The organism is Pseudomonas sp. IT-P2 (genome assembly GCF_949767575.1).
Taxonomy (GTDB): domain Bacteria; phylum Pseudomonadota; class Gammaproteobacteria; order Pseudomonadales; family Pseudomonadaceae; genus Aquipseudomonas; species Aquipseudomonas pharyngis.
The window spans coordinates 275,278-291,629 of the sequence record NZ_CATKQA010000022.1 but is presented as its reverse complement, the minus strand read 5'-3'; the positions used below and the strand labels follow the sequence as shown (position 1 = coordinate 291,629).

At 59.7% G+C, this 16,352-nt stretch carries 18 protein-coding genes; 5 read left to right on the top strand and 13 right to left on the bottom strand.

Annotation, left to right across the window (positions count from 1 at the left end):
- From ACM6JM_RS13915 to ACM6JM_RS13895, 5 genes are all read right to left on the bottom strand, one after another.
- Complete coding sequence (locus ACM6JM_RS13915; RefSeq protein ID WP_414882082.1) at positions 1-747, bottom strand: YebC/PmpR family DNA-binding transcriptional regulator; 747 nt, start codon at positions 745-747, stop codon at positions 1-3.
- Positions 748-871: 124 nt separating this feature from the next.
- Positions 872-2,647: an aspartate--tRNA ligase gene (gene aspS, locus ACM6JM_RS13910; protein ID WP_039766011.1), complete on the bottom strand. Its 1,776-nt coding sequence runs from the start codon at positions 2,645-2,647 to the stop codon at positions 872-874.
- Positions 2,648-2,755: 108 nt separating this feature from the next.
- Positions 2,756-2,977, bottom strand: coding sequence for an FmdB family zinc ribbon protein (locus tag ACM6JM_RS13905; RefSeq protein ID WP_414882081.1), 222 nt, complete (start codon positions 2,975-2,977; stop codon positions 2,756-2,758).
- A gap of 119 nt (positions 2,978-3,096) precedes the next feature.
- A complete protein-coding gene (locus ACM6JM_RS13900) occupies positions 3,097-3,438 on the bottom strand; it encodes a ribbon-helix-helix domain-containing protein (RefSeq protein WP_414882080.1) in 342 nt (113 codons plus the stop codon).
- Between the two features lie 241 nt (positions 3,439-3,679).
- The gene (locus ACM6JM_RS13895; RefSeq protein ID WP_039766007.1) at positions 3,680-4,150 is read right to left on the bottom strand and encodes a Dps family protein; all 471 of its coding nucleotides are present in this window, start codon (positions 4,148-4,150) and stop codon (positions 3,680-3,682) included.
- A gap of 308 nt (positions 4,151-4,458) precedes the next feature.
- Between ACM6JM_RS13895 and ACM6JM_RS13890 the strand changes: the two genes are divergently transcribed.
- Positions 4,459-5,061, top strand: a complete 603-nt coding sequence (locus ACM6JM_RS13890; protein ID WP_039766005.1) for a cold-shock protein — start codon at positions 4,459-4,461, stop codon at positions 5,059-5,061.
- 83 nt (positions 5,062-5,144) lie between these two features.
- Here the strand turns inward: ACM6JM_RS13890 and ACM6JM_RS13885 are convergent, their stop codons facing one another.
- From ACM6JM_RS13885 to ACM6JM_RS13875, 3 genes are all read right to left on the bottom strand, one after another.
- Positions 5,145-5,351 (bottom strand): SlyX family protein, encoded by a 207-nt coding sequence (locus ACM6JM_RS13885; protein WP_039766003.1) that lies wholly within the window; start codon positions 5,349-5,351, stop codon positions 5,145-5,147.
- A 3-nt stretch (positions 5,352-5,354) separates the two neighbouring features.
- Complete coding sequence (locus tag ACM6JM_RS13880) at positions 5,355-5,780, bottom strand: HIT family protein (RefSeq protein ID WP_210710774.1); 426 nt, start codon at positions 5,778-5,780, stop codon at positions 5,355-5,357.
- 468 nt (positions 5,781-6,248) lie between these two features.
- A complete protein-coding gene (locus ACM6JM_RS13875) occupies positions 6,249-6,572 on the bottom strand; it encodes a hypothetical protein (protein WP_414882079.1) in 324 nt (107 codons plus the stop codon).
- A gap of 105 nt (positions 6,573-6,677) precedes the next feature.
- On the opposite strand from ACM6JM_RS13875, the gene ACM6JM_RS13870 reads away from it, so the two are divergent.
- The gene (locus ACM6JM_RS13870) at positions 6,678-8,024 is read left to right on the top strand and encodes an OprD family porin (protein WP_108563082.1); all 1,347 of its coding nucleotides are present in this window, start codon (positions 6,678-6,680) and stop codon (positions 8,022-8,024) included.
- 120 nt (positions 8,025-8,144) lie between these two features.
- On the opposite strand, the gene ACM6JM_RS13865 is transcribed toward ACM6JM_RS13870, so the two are convergent.
- Positions 8,145-8,984 carry a mechanosensitive ion channel family protein gene (locus ACM6JM_RS13865; RefSeq protein ID WP_007951217.1) on the bottom strand — a complete coding sequence of 280 codons (840 nt, stop codon included), beginning with the start codon at positions 8,982-8,984 and terminating at the stop codon, positions 8,145-8,147.
- Between the two features lie 137 nt (positions 8,985-9,121).
- Positions 9,122-9,607, bottom strand: coding sequence for a YajQ family cyclic di-GMP-binding protein (locus ACM6JM_RS13860; RefSeq protein WP_011335651.1), 486 nt, complete (start codon positions 9,605-9,607; stop codon positions 9,122-9,124).
- A 140-nt stretch (positions 9,608-9,747) separates the two neighbouring features.
- On the opposite strand from ACM6JM_RS13860, the gene ACM6JM_RS13855 reads away from it, so the two are divergent.
- The 3 genes from ACM6JM_RS13855 to ACM6JM_RS13845 are packed head-to-tail and all read left to right on the top strand — an operon-like array spanning position 9,748 to position 13,335.
- Positions 9,748-10,665, top strand: coding sequence for a putative 2-dehydropantoate 2-reductase (locus ACM6JM_RS13855; RefSeq protein WP_085667951.1), 918 nt, complete (start codon positions 9,748-9,750; stop codon positions 10,663-10,665).
- A 45-nt stretch (positions 10,666-10,710) separates the two neighbouring features.
- Positions 10,711-12,747 (top strand): HAMP domain-containing sensor histidine kinase, encoded by a 2,037-nt coding sequence (locus ACM6JM_RS13850; RefSeq protein ID WP_039765991.1) that lies wholly within the window; start codon positions 10,711-10,713, stop codon positions 12,745-12,747.
- Between the two features lie 3 nt (positions 12,748-12,750).
- The gene (locus ACM6JM_RS13845) at positions 12,751-13,335 is read left to right on the top strand and encodes a cob(I)yrinic acid a,c-diamide adenosyltransferase (RefSeq protein ID WP_039765988.1); all 585 of its coding nucleotides are present in this window, start codon (positions 12,751-12,753) and stop codon (positions 13,333-13,335) included.
- A gap of 50 nt (positions 13,336-13,385) precedes the next feature.
- On the opposite strand, the gene ACM6JM_RS13840 is transcribed toward ACM6JM_RS13845, so the two are convergent.
- The 3 genes from ACM6JM_RS13840 to argJ all read right to left on the bottom strand — a co-directional run bounded on the left by ACM6JM_RS13840 (position 13,386) and on the right by argJ (position 16,242).
- The gene (locus tag ACM6JM_RS13840; RefSeq protein ID WP_414882078.1) at positions 13,386-14,333 is read right to left on the bottom strand and encodes a Nudix family hydrolase; all 948 of its coding nucleotides are present in this window, start codon (positions 14,331-14,333) and stop codon (positions 13,386-13,388) included.
- Positions 14,330-14,962, bottom strand: coding sequence for a glutathione S-transferase family protein (locus ACM6JM_RS13835; RefSeq protein ID WP_039765983.1), 633 nt, complete (start codon positions 14,960-14,962; stop codon positions 14,330-14,332). The genes ACM6JM_RS13840 and ACM6JM_RS13835 overlap by 4 nt, the downstream gene beginning before the upstream one ends.
- A gap of 62 nt (positions 14,963-15,024) precedes the next feature.
- Positions 15,025-16,242 (bottom strand): bifunctional glutamate N-acetyltransferase/amino-acid acetyltransferase ArgJ, encoded by a 1,218-nt coding sequence (gene argJ / locus ACM6JM_RS13830; protein ID WP_039765981.1) that lies wholly within the window; start codon positions 16,240-16,242, stop codon positions 15,025-15,027.
- Between the last annotated feature and the right edge of the window lie 110 nt (positions 16,243-16,352).

Genomic DNA, 16,352 nt, shown 5'->3' with positions numbered 1-16,352 from the left:
TTAACCGAGCTGAGCGGCCACGTCTTCCGGAATGTCCGCGTTGGAATAGACGTTCTGCACGTCGTCCAGGTCTTCCAGCATGTCGATCAGCTTGAGCACCTTCTCGGCGCCCTCCAGATCCAGCTCGGCGCTGGTGGTCGGCTGCATGACGATTTCCGCGTCATCACCCTTGAAACCGGCGACCTCCAGGGCATTGCGTACCGCGTAGAAACTGGTGAACGAGGTGAACACGTCGATCGAGCCGTCTTCGTGGCTGACCACGTCGTCGGCATCGGCTTCCAGCGCGGCCTCTGTCAGCGCGTCTTCGTCAACGCCCGGGGCAAAGCTGATCTGGCCCTTGCGTTCGAACAGATAGGCTACCGAACCGTCGGTACCGAGGTTGCCGCCACACTTGCTGAACGCATGGCGAACAGCTGCTGCGGTGCGGTTGCGGTTGTCGGTCATGCACTCGACCATCACCGCCACGCCGCCCGGGCCGTAACCTTCGTAGGTCAGTTCTTCAACGTTGTCGGCCTCGGTCGCGCCGGCGCCACGGGCCACGGCACGGTCGATGATGTCCCGGCTCATGTTGGCGCCCAGCGCCTTGTCCAGCGCCAGACGCAGACGCGGGTTGGAACCCGGATCACCGCCGCCCTGACGGGCCGCCACGGTCAGCTCGCGGATCCACTTGGTGAAGATCTTGCCTCTCTTGGCATCCTGGCGTTCTTTGCGGTGCTTGATGTTCGCCCACTTGGAATGACCTGCCATAACTCGCTCCGAATTCTCTTGAACAATGCCCGCCATGCAGATGCATCGGCCAGCAAAAAAATCTTGTTTTCAATCACTGCAGAAAGAAAAAAGGCGCATCCGAAGATGCGCCTTCAGGCCCGTCTTACTCGGCCTTTGGCGTTTCGCGCAAACGGATGTGCAATTCGCGCAACGCCTTCGCATCCACGACACCCGGCGCCTGCGTCATCACGTCGGCAGCACTCTGGGTTTTCGGGAAGGCGATCACTTCACGGATCGACTGGGCGCCGGTCATCAGCATCACCAGACGGTCCAGACCGAAGGCCAGACCACCGTGCGGCGGCGCGCCGTATTTCAGGGCGTCGAGCAGGAAGCCGAACTTCTCTTCCTGTTCCGCTTCGTTGATGCCCAGCAGACGGAACACAGCTTGCTGCATCTCTTTGCGGTGGATACGGATCGAACCGCCACCCAGCTCGGTGCCGTTCAGCACCATGTCGTAGGCGCGGGACAGAGCGCCGGCCGGGTTGGCTTCCAGCTCTTCCGGCGAGCACTTCGGTGCGGTGAACGGGTGGTGCAGAGCGGAGAAGCTGCCGTCGTCGTTCTCTTCGAACATCGGGAAGTCGACGACCCACATCGGTGCCCACTCGCAGGTCAGCAGCTTCAGGTCGTGACCGAGCTTGATACGCAGCGCGCCCAGGGCTTCACTGACGATCTTGGCCTTGTCGGCGCCGAAGAACACGATGTCGCCGTCGACTGCGCCAACGCGATCGAGGATCACGTTCAAGTTGGCTTCCGGAATGTTTTTCACGATCGGCGATTGCAGACCGTCAACACCGGCCGCACGCTCGTTGACCTTGATGTACGCCAGACCCTTGGCACCGTAGATGCCGACGAACTTGGTGTAGTCGTCGATCTGCTTGCGCGGCATGCTCGCCCCGCCTGGAACGCGCAGTGCGGCGATACGGCATTTCGGATCGTTGGCAGGGCCGCTGAAGACCTTGAAGTCCACTTCTTTCAGCTGATCGGCCACGTCGACCAGCTCCAGCGGGTTACGCAGGTCCGGCTTGTCGGAACCGTAACGGCGCATGGCTTCTTCGAACGTCATGTGCGGGAATTCGCCGAATTCCAGATCCAGCACTTCCTTGAACAGGTTGCGGATCATGCCTTCGGTCAGGCCCATGATGTCTTTTTCGTCGAGGAAGCTGGTCTCGATGTCGATCTGAGTGAACTCAGGCTGACGGTCGGCACGCAGGTCTTCGTCGCGGAAGCACTTGGCGATCTGGTAGTAGCGGTCGAAGCCGGCAACCATCAGCAGTTGCTTGAACAGCTGTGGCGATTGCGGCAGCGCGAAGAACGAACCGGCGTGGGTACGGCTCGGTACGAGGTAGTCGCGCGCGCCTTCCGGAGTGGCACGGGTCAGGATCGGCGTTTCGACGTCGAGGAAGCCGTTTTCGTCGAGGTAGCGACGGATGCTGGTGGTCATGCGCGAACGCAGACGCAGCTTCTCGGCCATTTCCGGACGACGCAGGTCCAGGAAGCGATAGCGCAGGCGGGTTTCTTCGCCGACGTCGGAGTATTCGTTCAGCGGGAACGGCGGGGTTTCCGCTTCGTTCAACACTTCCAGCTCGTAGCCCAGCACTTCGATCATGCCCGACGCCATGTTGGCGTTGGTGGCACCGGCCGGACGCAGACGCACCTTGCCGGTGATCTTCACCACGTATTCGCTGCGCACGCGATCGGCGGCGGCGAAGCTCTCGGCGCGATCCGGATCGAACACTACCTGAGCCAGACCGTCACGATCACGGATATCGAGGAAAATCACCCCGCCGTGGTCGCGACGACGGTGAACCCATCCGCAAAGGGTAATTTCCTGGCCTTCCAGGCTTTCGTTCAGTTGGCCGCAATAATGGCTGCGCATCATGGTAGTGGTTCGCTTCTCGTAATTCGAAATTCGGTGGAGATCCCGCTGCACTCAAGCACTGTGCAACCTGTGGAAACTCGCGCGTGTCGTTCGACCTGGGCTTGAACCCTAGTCAGATTTGTCGCTACCGGCCAGATTCTTCTTCGCGCCGGTCTTGAAATCGGTTTCGTACCAGCCGCTGCCGCTGAGGCGAAAGCCCGGCATCGACAGCTGCTTCTTGAGTTCCGGTGCCTGACAGGCAGGGCAATCGACCAGTGGTGCGTCGCTGATCTTTTGAATGGCTTCCAACTGATGACCACAGGAAGCACATTGGTAATCGTACATCGGCATGGGGTTGTCTCGGCAATCAGATTGCCAGCACGCGCAGGGCTGTGCGGCGAAAGGGCGGGATTATAGCCATTAAATGCGGCCTGTGCAGCCGGAAGACTGCACAGGCCGTCTCGTCAGTGTCATCCCGCGCCATGCACCCCCGGAGAATCCCGCAGGCCATGCATCACACACACAACCCGCACCAGACCGCTGAAGTTTTTCACCCCGCCATGACGCAGGTGCACTTCACGATCGACACGGGACAATAGCGTGCCGACCGAACAGCAATTGTCTTCGGCCATCCGGCCCAGGATATTCCAGTAAACCTGTTCCAGCCGCATACAGGTCGCGAACCCGTTCAAACGCACCGAGCGGGATAACGGCCGGATCAACGCCATGTCGAACCCGCCGAGCAAAGGCTCCGTGGCGCTCTCTCGCTGCGTACCGACTGCGACCTCTCTTCGCCTGCCTCCATCTTCCATATCGTTGACACTCCTTTGTCATTTCTGCCTCTGTTATCAAGGCAACATCCTGCGAACTCATTAAAAGCGCAGGCGCAAAGGCAGTTCCAGATGACTTTTTGACCATCCATGTAGGATAAGCCAACGCGACAGGGAGGATCATGGAGCGGCGGATCGTCCTCCCTGTTTCCTACAGAAGGGAACGACATTTCCAGGAGAAAAGAGGAAAGCGCACGAACTAGGGTTCATGCGCTTCCTGTTATCAGGCTTCGAGCAATGCGCGCAGCATCCAGGCGGTTTTCTCGTGCACCTGCATGCGCTGGGTCAGCAGATCGGCGGTAGGTTCGTCACTGACCTTGTCCAGCAGAGGGAAAATGCCCCGTGCGGTTCGGGTGACGGCTTCCTGGCCCTCCACCAACTGCTTGATCATGTCTTCGGCACTTGGCACGCCGACTTCCTCTTTAATGGAAGACAGACGGGCGTAAGTTGCATAGGCACCCGGCGCGGGAAAACCCAGCGCGCGGATGCGCTCGGCAATCGAATCGACCGCCAGGGCCAATTCGTTGTATTGCTCCTCGAACATCAGATGCAGGGTCCGGAACATCGGCCCGGTGACGTTCCAGTGGAAGTTGTGGGTCTTCAGATACAGCACGTAGGTATCCGACAGCAGGCGCGAGAGCCCTTCGACGATGGATTTGCGGTCTTCTTCACTGATACCGATATCGATTGCCATGTTTACCCCCTAAAGGCGATTGAATTCATCCAACAGGTGCCGCTCCACTGTAGCAAGGCCACCCCCGCCCCGCAGCCCCCGCATGACCCCGATAGACGCGACAAATCGTCCGACGCCTGCCGCTGGCCGGCGTAATTTGAGTACCCGCAGGCTTTGCTGTTAAATAGGCAGTGTGTCGCTACGCCCCGTTTTCCGGGCCTGCGCATAGGCTGATGCCGGGTACGTGTCCAACGCCTCTTTATTGTTCCGAAGCGAACCGTGCGCCTTCAGCTCTTCCTTGTGAGCCGTCATAACGTGAGTCAATAAAAATGTTGAAAATCGTCCACCTGCTAATGGGCGCAGCAGCCTTGCTGCTGTCCTTCATACCTAGCCTGAAGTCCGAAGCGGTACCTTACCTGCAACAACCCGATGCACTTTACCTGGCCTTTTTCGGCCTGCTGAACCTGATCCTTGCGCCAGTTATCCCTTACTGGAACAAAGGTCCGCGCCAGCATCTGCAAAATCTGGTCAGCGCCCTGCTGGTCCTGACCGTTGTCCTGCAAACACTGACCCTGATCGCGCCGATGCCTGTCATCGCCGGCCAGCCAGCCGTGCTGTTCAGCCTGGTGATCGCACTGGTCGCTGTGGTTTTGCACCTGGCCGTCAGCTTCTACAAATCCTCACCGACCGCCGCCACGCAAAGCTACGACATGAGCAACCGCGATACCGGCACCGTCAAGTGGTTCAACACCTCCAAGGGCTTCGGTTTTATCTCCCGGGATTCCGGCGATGATATTTTCGTGCACTTTCGCGCCATCCGTGGCGAAGGCCACCGTGTTCTGGTCGAAGGCCAGCGCGTGGAGTTCTCGGTGATGAACCGTGACAAGGGCCTGCAGGCCGAAGACGTGATCGCCGCCCTGCCGCGTCGCTGATTCACGTCTCCCGCAATAAAAAAACCGCGTACAGCCTGGCTGTTCGCGGTTTTTTTATTCACGGGAGCATGCCCACAGACCTCTCAATAGTGCGGCGGTGGCGCGTCTTCTTCAAAAGACCCGATCTGGCCGACCATCTCTTCCTGACGCTTGAGCACGGCAGCCATCTGCAACTGCAAACGCTCAACCACCCGCTGCTGCTCCACCAGCACATCGTTCAATGCCTGAATGGTGTCATCCTGAAACGCCAGGCGACTTTCCAGCTCGGTAACACGTTGTTCGAGGCTCATCACTCAGCCCTCCAGAAAGGTGAAATCTTCGTCCAGCACCAGACGCAGGCGCTCGCGGATCGCAGCCACTTGCTCGGCACTGTAAGGCCTGGCGGGGTGCTTGCCCCAGACCGGCGCCGGCCAGGCGGCATCGTCCCGTTTACGCACGATGACATGCATATGCAGTTGGCTGACAACATTACCCAGGGTCGCGACATTCATCTTGTCGGCGTCGAAGGAGTCCTTGAGTACCTCGGCCAGGGCTGTGGTTTCCTGCCACAAGCGCTGCTGGTCGGCGACATCCAACTGAAACAACTCGCTGATATCGTCGCGGCGTGGCACCAGGATGAACCACGGGTAGTTGGCATCGTTGGACAACAGCAGTCGGCACAGCGGGAAGTCACCGATGGTCAGGGTGTCCTGTTGAAGTCGTGAATCTAAAGCAAACACTGCGCGCACTCCCGGCGAAATGACCTGTTTTCAGCTTAGCGCCCCACCCTGAAAGCAGCGCGCCAAACGACTGGAGGGCAGCATACCTGCGATTGACGTGCCCTTCACTGCGAATGCGCCACGGCAAGGAATCTTACGCGCCCTGCAAAGTGACATTTGTGGCACGAGCGCACCAGAACAGAACCAGCACTGTATTCGAACGCGGGAAATGACCGGTTCAGAAAGCAACGTTTACGAACCATCGACGGCTCAACTGTATGAATTCAGTACAGCCAATAAAATTTTTTGCACCAAAACCGCACAGCACGTCTACGCTCAGTGCGTCGGGCATCCGCCGAATACTCACCGACGGGGTGAACCGGTAACGTTTTTGGTTGTCGCGCTGCGACTTTCAGGGAGCAACACCATGCGAAGGATGGCGTCAAGCCTGTTCGAAAGACCCTCGAAGCCCCCGGTTTTATGAGGTTTTTACAGCATCAGACGAGCACCTTGAAAAAAACCGGAACAATTCAGCGGTTTGTGCACGCTTGTTGCATTCATACCCATATGGACTATAAGCGCACCACAAGAAGTGGATGCCTTGAGCCCCATAAAAACAGTGGCAGGGTTGCCCGATGGAGATTCAAGCGTTTTGCCAAGGGACTCTTTTTTACCGATGCTCAAGCCCTGTAAAACAGCGCTGAAGTTGTCAGTCCCATTGCATTTGGACTGTAAATTTGCGACATCTACCAAGCCGTTTGCGACACGCTCGTAAAGAAGCTGAAAGGTTGGATTCGCAAGTATCGCCAACATGGTCGGCGTGATATAAGTTTGCGCCGACACAAAAAGAAAGAGCCGCCCAGATAATAAAACAGGTGGGACGGCAGTACTCTTCTAAAACCAAAGGAGCAAATCACGATGCGCGTGATGAAGTGGAGCATGATCGCACTGGCAGTTGCTGCAGCAGCCAGTACTCAAGTGGCTACGGCCGCACCGTTTGTAAGTGACCAGGCTGAAGCCAAAGGTTTTGTTGAAGACGCACAACTCACCGAGACGTTGAAGAACTACTACTTCAACCGCGACCGCAAAGGCGGTTCCAACGATCAAATCGACTGGACACAGGGTTTCCTGGGCAACTTCAGCTCCGGCTACACCCAAGGTACTGTCGGGGTTGGTGTTGATGCATTCGGTTACCTGGGCATCAAACTGGATGGCGGTGACGGTACTGCCAGTTCGGGCAACACGAGCGTCGACTCCCAGGGCCACGTCAAGGACAGCATGGGCAAAGCAGGCGCAGCGATCAAAGCTCGCATCTCCAAAACCGAGCTGAAGTTCGGTGAGTTCCAGCCAAGTACCTCTCCAGTATTTGCTGTCGGCGGCTCCCGTCTGATTCCTCAGACCGCTACCGGTTTCCAACTGCAAAGCAGCGAAATCCAGAACCTGGATCTGGAAGCAGGTCACTTCTACTCGGCCTCCAGCCAGGACGAGATGAACAGCGACGGTGAGCTGCATTCGCAGTACTCCAGCACCACCGATAACCCTGTCACTGGCAAAACCATGGACTTCGCCGGTGGTAAATACGGCATCACCGACAACCTGAGCGTGTCGCTCTACGGTTCGAAGTTCAAGGACATCTGGAACCAGTACTACGCTAACGTGAACCTCACCACCCCGATCAGTGGTGACACTTCGCTGAACACCGACTTCAACATCTACCGCACCAACGACACCGGTAGCGCCAAAGCCGGCGACATCAGCAACACCACGTTCTCCCTGGCAACCGCACTGTCGTTCCTGAAAGCACACACCGTGACTCTGGCCTTCCAGAAAGTCGACGGCGACACCCCGTTCGACTACGTCGGCGTAGGTGACAACAACCGCGGTGGCGACTCGATCTTCCTCGCCAACTCCATCCAGTACTCCGACTTCAACGGTCCTAACGAGAAATCTGCACAGATTCGTTATGACCTGAAAATGGCCGAGTACGGCGTACCTGGCCTGAGCTTCATGGCCCGTTATGTAAAAGGCTGGGATATCGACGGTACTAAAATGGATGCTGACAGCCCTTACCGCTCGTACGGTTACGGTGAAGATGGCAAACATCACGAAACCAACCTTGAAGCCAAGTACGTAGTTCAGTCCGGCCCGGCCAAAGATCTGTCCTTCCGTATTCGTCAGGCATGGCACCGTGGTAACACCGACCAGGCTGAAGGTGATATCAACGAGTTCCGTCTGATCACCGAGTACCCACTGAACATCTTGTAATCGTCAGTGGTTAGTTTGGTAGCATAAAAAAAGGCCCATCTTCGGATGGGCCTTTTTGTTATCTGTCACTTGTAATAAACGCCTGACCAACAAGTCAGGCAATCAATTAGCAACCTATCATTACACTGCCGATTCCTGAACCACACGAATCACTCGCTGCGGAAACGGGATATCAATTCCGGCAGTTTTTAAACGATCACGGGATTGTTCGTTAAACATGAACATCACATCCCAGTAATCCGCAGTTTTAACCCATACCCGCAGGGAAACAGTGATCGAACTGTCACCCAGTGTCGAAATAACGGCCTGAGGTGCCGGATCCTGCAGAACGCGATCATCCTTGGCCAGATCCAGCAGCACCTGACGGGCCTTTTGCAGATCGGCTTCGTAATCCACACCTACGTCGAACACAACCTTGCGGGTCGGCTGACGGTTGGTGTTGGTGATGATGCCGTTCGACAGGTTGCCGTTCGGGACGATGATGGTCTTGTTGTCGCCAGTGCGCAGCACGGTGTGGAAAATCTGGATGCTGTCGACGGTACCCGCCACACCCTGAGCTTCGATCCAGTCACCGATGCGGAACGGACGGAACAACAGAATCAGCACGCCGCCGGCGAAGTTCGCCAGGCTGCCCTGCAACGCCAGACCGATGGCCAGGCCGGCCGCACCGATTGCCGCGACGAACGAGGTAGTCTCGACGCCGATCATCGACGCCACGCTGACGATCAGCAGCACCTTGAGAATGATGTTGGCCAGGCTGCTGATGAAACCTTGCAGCGCCAGGTCGGCATTGCGCAGGGCCAGCAGGCCGCCGAGCTTTTGCGTGACCTTGTTGATCAGCCACCAGCCGATGGCCAGGGTGATCACCGCCAGCAGCACACGGCTGCCGTATTCCATGATCATCGGAATCCACGCCTGGGATGCCTTGACCAGGTTGTCCACCTCAGCATTCAAATCCATGTTTTATCTCCTGATTGCCGGCTTCCCGGGCTGTAAAAACCAGCGGCAGAAAGACCGAACCGAACAGGGCTCAATCGTTTCTGCCGTTGCTTGGGCCTCGGACGCATTAAACGCCGAGAGGTTCCCGACCGAAAAGCTTAGTCGCGGAAGTTGTTGAACTGCAGTGGCATGCCGAATTCCTTGGCACGCAGGGCCGCGATGGCTTCCTGCAGGTCGTCACGCTTCTTGCCGGTCACACGCACCTGCTCGCCCTGGATGGCGGCCTGCACCTTGAGCTTGGCTTCCTTGATGTGGCCGACGATTTTCTTCGCCAGTTCCTTGTCGATGCCTTCCTTGAGGACGGCGTCCTGCTTCATCAGCTTGCCCGAGGCGAAGGAGTCTTTGACTTCCAGGCACTGCACGTCGATCTTGCGCTTGACCAGGGCCAGCTTGAGAATCTCGATCATCGCTTCCAGCTGGAAATCGGCTTCAGCGGTCAGGTGGACGGTCAAGTCCTTTTCCTTGTATTCGAAGCTGCCCTTGCCTTTCAGGTCATAACGACGATCGAGTTCCTTCACGGCGTTCTCGACCGCGTTGGTGAGTTCGTGTTTGTCCAGTTCGGATACCACGTCGAACGACGGCATGTAAGTTCTCCAATAAAAAGGCGCGCTCGTACGGGACGCGGCGCGCTTGGCTTGCGGTTAAAATCGGGCTCATTATAACGGGTCTTTTCCCACCGACACGGCGAGCCTTGCATGCCTGTACCTTACCGAGTGAAAAACTGATGTCCACACCCTGGCACGTCCTCGGCGCCGGAAGTCTCGGCACGCTCTGGGCCACACGCCTGGCCCGTGCCGGCCTGCCGGTTCGGTTGATCCTGCGCGACATTGACCGCTTGCACGACTATGCAACAGCAGGCGGCCTGACTCTCGTCGAACAAGGCGTGGCCAGCAGCTACGCCATCCCCGGCGAAACCCCGGACAGTCCCGGCCCCATCCGCCGCCTGCTGGTGGCCTGCAAGGCCTACGACGCCGAAGCGGCTGTGGCCGGACTTGCCCACCGTCTGGCAGCGGACGCCGAACTGATCCTTTTGCAGAACGGCCTCGGCAGCCAGGAAGCGGTCGCCGCGCGAGTCCCGCAAGCCCGCTGTATCAGCGCCTCCAGCACCGAAGGCGCTTTCCGCGACGGCGACTGGCGCGTGGTGTTCGCCGGCCATGGCTACACCTGGCTAGGGGACGCCGGTCATCCGGTAGCACCGATCTGGCTGGACGATCTCGAGGCGGCGAAAATCCCCCATGAATGGAGCGCCGACATCCTCACCCGTCTGTGGCGCAAGCTGGCACTCAACTGTGCAATCAATCCGCTGACGGTGCTGCACGACTGCCGCAATGGCGGCTTGCAGCAACATCACTGCGAAGTCGCCACCCTGTGCGGCGAACTGACCGAACTGCTCGAACGCTGCGGGCAACCGGCCGCGGCGGACAATCTGCAACAGGAAGTCGAACGGGTGATCCAGGCCACGGCGGCGAATTTCTCGTCCATGTATCAGGACGTGGCCAGCAAGCGCCGCACCGAGATCAGCTATCTGCTTGGGCATGCCTGCAAGGTTGCAGAACGTCATCAGTTAAACCTTCCGCATCTGAAGCAATTGCAGGAGCGCCTGAGCGCTCATCTGCACAGTCTCGGATTGCCCGTCGACTGAGCAGCGGCTACGCTGGCCACTTGTTCCTTTGCTGCGATAAACCTGATGCCATTGCGCCAGCGTCTTGAAAACCTGCCGGTCGGCCAGAAACTGCTGGCCGCCCTGCTGGTGCTGTTGACCACTGTGTTGCTGGTCGCCAACCTGACCTTTATCAGCGCCGCCTATTACATTTCCCAGGAAAGCATGGCGCCCCAGGCGTTGCAGACCATCGGCCGGCTGGTGTCGAACCCGAGCCTGGTGGCCGACGCCTTACAGTCGCCACAAAGCGCCGAACGTCTGCTCAAGGAACTCGACAGCTATTCCCCGCTGCGCGCCGCGGCTCTGTACGACGGCAAAGGCGAACGTCTGGCGCAGTTGCAGCATGGCGACAAACTCAACCTGCCGGAACGCTACCGGCACATCGAAGCCTGGCAACTGACCGAGTTTCGCAGCAACCAACTCATCACCCTGCCCCGCCCCGGCACTGCGCCAGGCCATCTGTTACTGGTGGCCAGCAGCGAGCTGCCGGTGGCGTTCTACACCGGCACCCTCACGGCGAGTCTGGGGATTCTGATTTTCAGTGTGCTGCTGTGGCTGGTCATCGCCCGGCAAATCAAACGCCTGATCACCCGGCCGATCCATCAGCTCGAAGAACTGTCCCGCCAGGTCACCCGCGAAGAGAACTACGCCTTGCGCGCCTCCCGGGGTAACCATGACGAAATCGGCAGTCTGGCCGAAGCGTTCAACACCATGCTCTCGCGCATCGAGGCCCGGGAACAGCAACTCAAGCGCGCCCGCGACGACTCCCAGGCGGCCTACGATCAGGCCCAGGGTCTGGCTGAAGAAACCCGCCACACCAACCGCAAGCTGGAGCTGGAAGTCCAGGTGCGCAGCAAGATCGAGAAAAAACTCACCGGGTTCCAGAACTACCTCAACAGCATCATCGACTCCATGCCCTCGGCGCTGATCGCCCTCGACGAACAGCTCTACGTCACCCAATGGAACCAGGAGGCCAGCGCGCTTTCCGGCACACGACTGGACGAAGCGCTGAACCAGCCGATCTTCCTCGCCTTCGAGCCGCTCAAGCCGTTCCTCCCGCAACTCAAGCAGACCGTAGAGCAACACACGGTGGCGAAAATCGAACGGGTGACGTGGTTCAAGGACGACGAGCCCAAACACTACGCCCTCACCTTCTACCCGTTGATGGGCGGTGCCGGGCGTGGCGTGGTGATCCGGATCGACGACATTACCCAGCGCCTGTCGCTGGAAGAAATGATGGTGCAGTCGGAGAAAATGCTGTCGGTCGGTGGCCTCGCCGCCGGCATGGCCCACGAGATCAACAACCCGCTGGGGGCGATCCTGCACAACGTGCAGAACATCCGTCGACGCCTGTCGCCAGACCTGCCGAAGAACCTCGAGCAGGCCGAGCAACTGGGCATCGAACTCGATACCGTGAACCGTTACCTGCAAGGTCGGGAAGTCCCGCAACTGCTCGACGGCATCCAGCAGGCCGGTGCCCGGGCGGCGAAAATTGTCACGCACATGCTCAGTTTCAGCCGTCGCAGCAACCGCCAGATGGCGCCGTGCGACTTGCCGGCCCTGATCGATCAAGCCGTGGAGATCGCCGGCAACGACTTCGACCTGGCCATCGGCTTCGACTTCAAGGGTCAGGCGATCATTCGCCAGTTCGACCCGGCGCTGGGCCCGGTGCCCGGCACTGCCAACGAACTCGAACAGGTGCTGCTGAACCTGCTGAAAAACGCCGCGCAGGCGATCCACCAGCGCGAAGATGACAGCGAACCAGGGCGAATCACCCTGCGCACCCGGCTCAATCCGCCATGGGCCGAGATTCAGGTCGAGGACAACGGCATCGGCATGAGCGAGAACGTACGCAAGCGCACCTTCGAGCCGTTCTTCACCACCAAGGAAATCGGCCAGGGCACGGGCCTCGGGCTGTCGGTGTCGTACTTCATCATCACCAACAACCACAAAGGCCAGATGGAAGTACAGTCGGCGCCGGGGCAAGGCACCTGCTTCACCCTGCGTCTGCCGCTGGCGCAACCGGCGCCCATCGCCGCCGAAACCAATCAACTACCGAGGTAAACCATGGGCTTTCGCTTGTCGAAGATCTACACCCGCACCGGCGACAAGGGCGAAACCGGACTCGGCGACGGCCGCCGGGTGCCCAAGGATCACCCGCGCATCGAGGCCATTGGCGAGGTCGATACGCTGAACAGTCAGGTCGGTGTGCTACTGGCCGGGTTGATCGCCGAGCGCGAAACCTGCCCCGGACTGAATGAACTGATCGACGTGTTGGCGCCCTGCCAGCATCGGTTGTTCGACTTAGGCGGTGAACTGGCGATGCCGGAATATCAGGCGCTGAACACGGCGGAAATCGAACGGCTGGAAGCCGCCATTGATGTATGGAACGAGGAATTGGGGCCGCTGGAGAATTTCATTCTGCCGGGCGGTTCGATGCTGATTGCCCAGGCCCATGTCTGTCGCAGCCTGGCGCGCAGTGCCGAACGGCGTTGCCAGCATTTGAATGCGATCGAACCGTTGGCCGGAGTTGGTCTGGCGTACATCAATCGCTTGTCGGATCTGTTGTTTGTGGCGGCCAGGCTGATCGCCCGGCGCCAGGGTATTGCCGAGATTCTGTGGCAACCGGCGGCGAAACCCACAGAGGTGTAGCGCCTCTAAGTCAGTCATCGCTGGCAAGCCAGCGATGAGGCCTGAGCCTCTTATAGAGCCTCAGGCCAGAACGCCCGAATCCCCGCCACACCCTGAGCTCCGGCATCCCATGCTTTTTCGCGTTCAGCCGGACCGACTCCGCCCAGCAGAAATACCGGCTTGCTGAAACCTTCGATCAGCGTCGATGCCTGCTCCCAGCCCAACGGCTGCGCATCCGGGTGAGTCAGGGTCGGCTGCACCGGCGACAGGGTGACGAAATCCACGCCCATCTGCTCGGCCAGTGCCAGTTCTTCAGCGTTATGGCAGGACGCCGCCAACCAGCGCTCCGCCGGCAGCGGGCGCCCCGCCGCCGCGTATTTGCGCAACTGCGCAGAAGTGATGTGCCAGCCGGTCGCCGGGAAATCGCCCAGCCACTCGAACGGGCCCTTGATCATCAACTGCGCCTTGCCGGCGCACAGGCCGACCGCATCCACCGCCAGATCGCGGTACTTCGGGTCATAACCATTGGGCGCACGCAGCTGGATCAGCTTGATACCGCCGGCAATCGCCTTCTGGATACCGCGCAGCAAGGCCGGGGTTTCCAGGTCTTCCGGGGTGATCAGGTATTCGGCTGGCAGACGCGCCGCCGCGACGATCGGCTGGTTGGCCGCCGGGAATTCGTAATCCGTCAGCTCTCTGGCGGAAACCCAGGCCAAAGGCTGGCCTTCGACACCATGAGGTTCGCCGGTGAAGCTCGACACTTCCCAGACATCCAGCAACACCTGCTTGTCCGGGTAGTCATGACGCACCTTGATCAGCGGCCGAGCGGCGCCGACGACGATGCCCAACTCTTCGTGCAGCTCCCGAGCCAGCGCGGTTTGCACCGACTCGTCGGCTTCGACCTTGCCACCGGGAAATTCCCAGAGGCCGCCCTGATGCTGGGTATCGGCACGCCGGGCGATCAGAATCTTGCCGCTGTCGTCACGAATGACGGCGGCGGCGACGTGTACACGTTTCACGACTGCAATTCCTCCAGTCCGGCCTTTTGCCAGGCCTTGAAGGCTGGCCATTGGTAGACGGTTTCAACATAGGCTTGATCGTCGGCCGGCAGCTTCACCTGATAGGTGCGCAGACGCACGGCAATCGGGGCGAAGAATGCATCGGCCAGCGACACCCGACCAAACAGGTAAGGGCCAGGCTCGGTCGCGGCAGCACGGCATTCGGCCCACAACGCGAGCATGCGTTCGATGTCGACCTTCACTTCCGGCGGCACCGGGTTGAGCGGCGCGTCGTGGCTCAGATTGAACGGCATGTGGTTGCGCATGGCGAAAAAGCCGCTGTGCATCTGCGCGCAGGCGGATCGCGCCTGGGCTCGGGCGAAGATATCGGTCGGCCAGAGTTGCTCGGAAGGAAACTGTTCGGCCAGGTATTCGGCAATCGCCAGCGAATCGGCAATGGTGCCGCGGGCGGTTTTCAGCAGCGGCACCTTGGCGGTCGGCGAATGGGTAAGCAACCGCTCGCGGGTGTCGGGCTTGCCGAGTTTGACCAGTTCTTCGGTGTAGGGTGCGCCGGTCAGTTCAAGCGCCAGTGCCGCGCGCAGGGACCAGGAGGAAAGCAGTTTGTCGCCGATGATCAGGTGAAGGCTCATGTTCGGGTCCTTTCATGGGACAGAAGAAAAGGAGGTCCGCAGACCTCCCTCTTCGGCAGGGATCAGGTGCGGTATTCGGCGTTGATCTTCACGTACTCGTGGGACAGGTCGGTGGTCCAGATGGTTTCGCTGCAATCGCCGCGACCCAGTTCGATACGGATGGTGATTTCTTCCTGCTGCATCACCGCCGAGCCCTGGGCTTCGGTGTAGGTCGCGGCGCGGGCGCCACGGCTGGCGATGCACACTTCGCCGAGGAATACGTCGATCTTGCTCACGTCCAGATCCGGCACGCCGGCACGACCAACGGCAGCGAGGATTCGGCCCCAGTTCGGGTCGGAGGCGAACAGCGCGGTCTTGATCAGCGGCGAGTGGGCCACGGTGTAGCCAACGTCCAGGCACTCCTGGTGATTGCCGCCGCCGTTGACTTCAACGGTCACGAATTTGGTCGCACCTTCGCCGTCACGCACGATGGCCTGGGCCACATCCATGCACACCTCGAACACGGCCTGTTTCAGCTTGGTGAACAGCTCGCCTTCGGCACGGGTGATTTCCGGCAGCGCAGCCTTGCCGGTAGCGATCAGCATGCAGCAGTCGTTGGTCGAGGTATCGCCGTCGATGGTGATGCGGTTGAACGACTTGTTGGCGCCGTCCAGGATCAGGTTGTGCAGCACGTCGCGGGAGACTTTGGCGTCGGTGGCGATGTAACCGAGCATGGTCGCCATGTTCGGACGGATCATGCCCGCGCCCTTGCTGATGCCGGTGACGGTGATGGTCACGCCGTCATGCTGGAACTGACGGCTGGCGCCTTTCGGCAGCGTGTCGGTGGTCATGATCCCGGTGGCGGCGGCTTCCCAGTTGTTTTCCGACAGGTCGTCCAGCGCGGCCTGCAGGGCGCCTTCGATCTTCTCGACCGGCAGCGGCTCGCCGATCACGCCAGTGGAATACGGCAGGATCTGGCTGGCATCCACGCCGGTCAGTTCAGCCAGTTTGGCGGTGGTGCGCTCGGCGGCAGCCAGGCCCGGTTCGCCGGTGCCGGCGTTGGCATTGCCGGTGTTGGTCAACAGGTAGCGCACAGCGTTCTGCACGCGTTTCTTGGCCAGGATCACCGGCGCTGCACAGAAAGCGTTCAACGTAAACACGCCCGCCACGGTGGAACCTTCGGCGCAACGCATCACGACGACATCCTTGCGCCCCGGGCGCTTGATGCCGGCCGAAGCGATACCGAGTTCAAAACCGGCAACCGGGTGCAACGTTGGCAAAGGACCAAGACCAACAGCCATGAATGCGCTCCTTACTCAATGATGTCAGCACCGCCAAGCGTAGTGACGGTGGTGTAAATGGCAAAACGCCGCGACGGCTGGTGCCGGTCGCGGCGCGGGTATTTCAGCGA

Bases quoted from the DNA above. Each gene is read 5' to 3' on its own strand.
- ACM6JM_RS13915 (WP_414882082.1), bottom strand. From the start codon at position 747: ATGGCAGGTCATTCCAAGTGGGCGAACATCAAGCACCGCAAAGAACGC.
- aspS (WP_039766011.1), bottom strand. From the start codon at position 2,647: ATGATGCGCAGCCATTATTGCGGCCAACTGAACGAAAGCCTGGAAGGC.
- ACM6JM_RS13905 (WP_414882081.1), bottom strand. From the start codon at position 2,977: ATGCCGATGTACGATTACCAATGTGCTTCCTGTGGTCATCAGTTGGAA.
- ACM6JM_RS13900 (WP_414882080.1), bottom strand. From the start codon at position 3,438: ATGGAAGATGGAGGCAGGCGAAGAGAGGTCGCAGTCGGTACGCAGCGA.
- ACM6JM_RS13895 (WP_039766007.1), bottom strand. From the start codon at position 4,150: ATGGCAATCGATATCGGTATCAGTGAAGAAGACCGCAAATCCATCGTC.
- ACM6JM_RS13890 (WP_039766005.1), top strand. From the start codon at position 4,459: ATGTTGAAAATCGTCCACCTGCTAATGGGCGCAGCAGCCTTGCTGCTG.
- ACM6JM_RS13885 (WP_039766003.1), bottom strand. From the start codon at position 5,351: ATGAGCCTCGAACAACGTGTTACCGAGCTGGAAAGTCGCCTGGCGTTT.
- ACM6JM_RS13875 (WP_414882079.1), bottom strand. From the start codon at position 6,572: ATGTTGGCGATACTTGCGAATCCAACCTTTCAGCTTCTTTACGAGCGT.
- ACM6JM_RS13870 (WP_108563082.1), top strand. From the start codon at position 6,678: ATGCGCGTGATGAAGTGGAGCATGATCGCACTGGCAGTTGCTGCAGCA.
- ACM6JM_RS13865 (WP_007951217.1), bottom strand. From the start codon at position 8,984: ATGGATTTGAATGCTGAGGTGGACAACCTGGTCAAGGCATCCCAGGCG.
- ACM6JM_RS13860 (WP_011335651.1), bottom strand. From the start codon at position 9,607: ATGCCGTCGTTCGACGTGGTATCCGAACTGGACAAACACGAACTCACC.
- ACM6JM_RS13855 (WP_085667951.1), top strand. From the start codon at position 9,748: ATGTCCACACCCTGGCACGTCCTCGGCGCCGGAAGTCTCGGCACGCTC.
- ACM6JM_RS13850 (WP_039765991.1), top strand. From the start codon at position 10,711: ATGCCATTGCGCCAGCGTCTTGAAAACCTGCCGGTCGGCCAGAAACTG.
- ACM6JM_RS13845 (WP_039765988.1), top strand. From the start codon at position 12,751: ATGGGCTTTCGCTTGTCGAAGATCTACACCCGCACCGGCGACAAGGGC.
- ACM6JM_RS13835 (WP_039765983.1), bottom strand. From the start codon at position 14,962: ATGAGCCTTCACCTGATCATCGGCGACAAACTGCTTTCCTCCTGGTCC.
- argJ (WP_039765981.1), bottom strand. From the start codon at position 16,242: ATGGCTGTTGGTCTTGGTCCTTTGCCAACGTTGCACCCGGTTGCCGGT.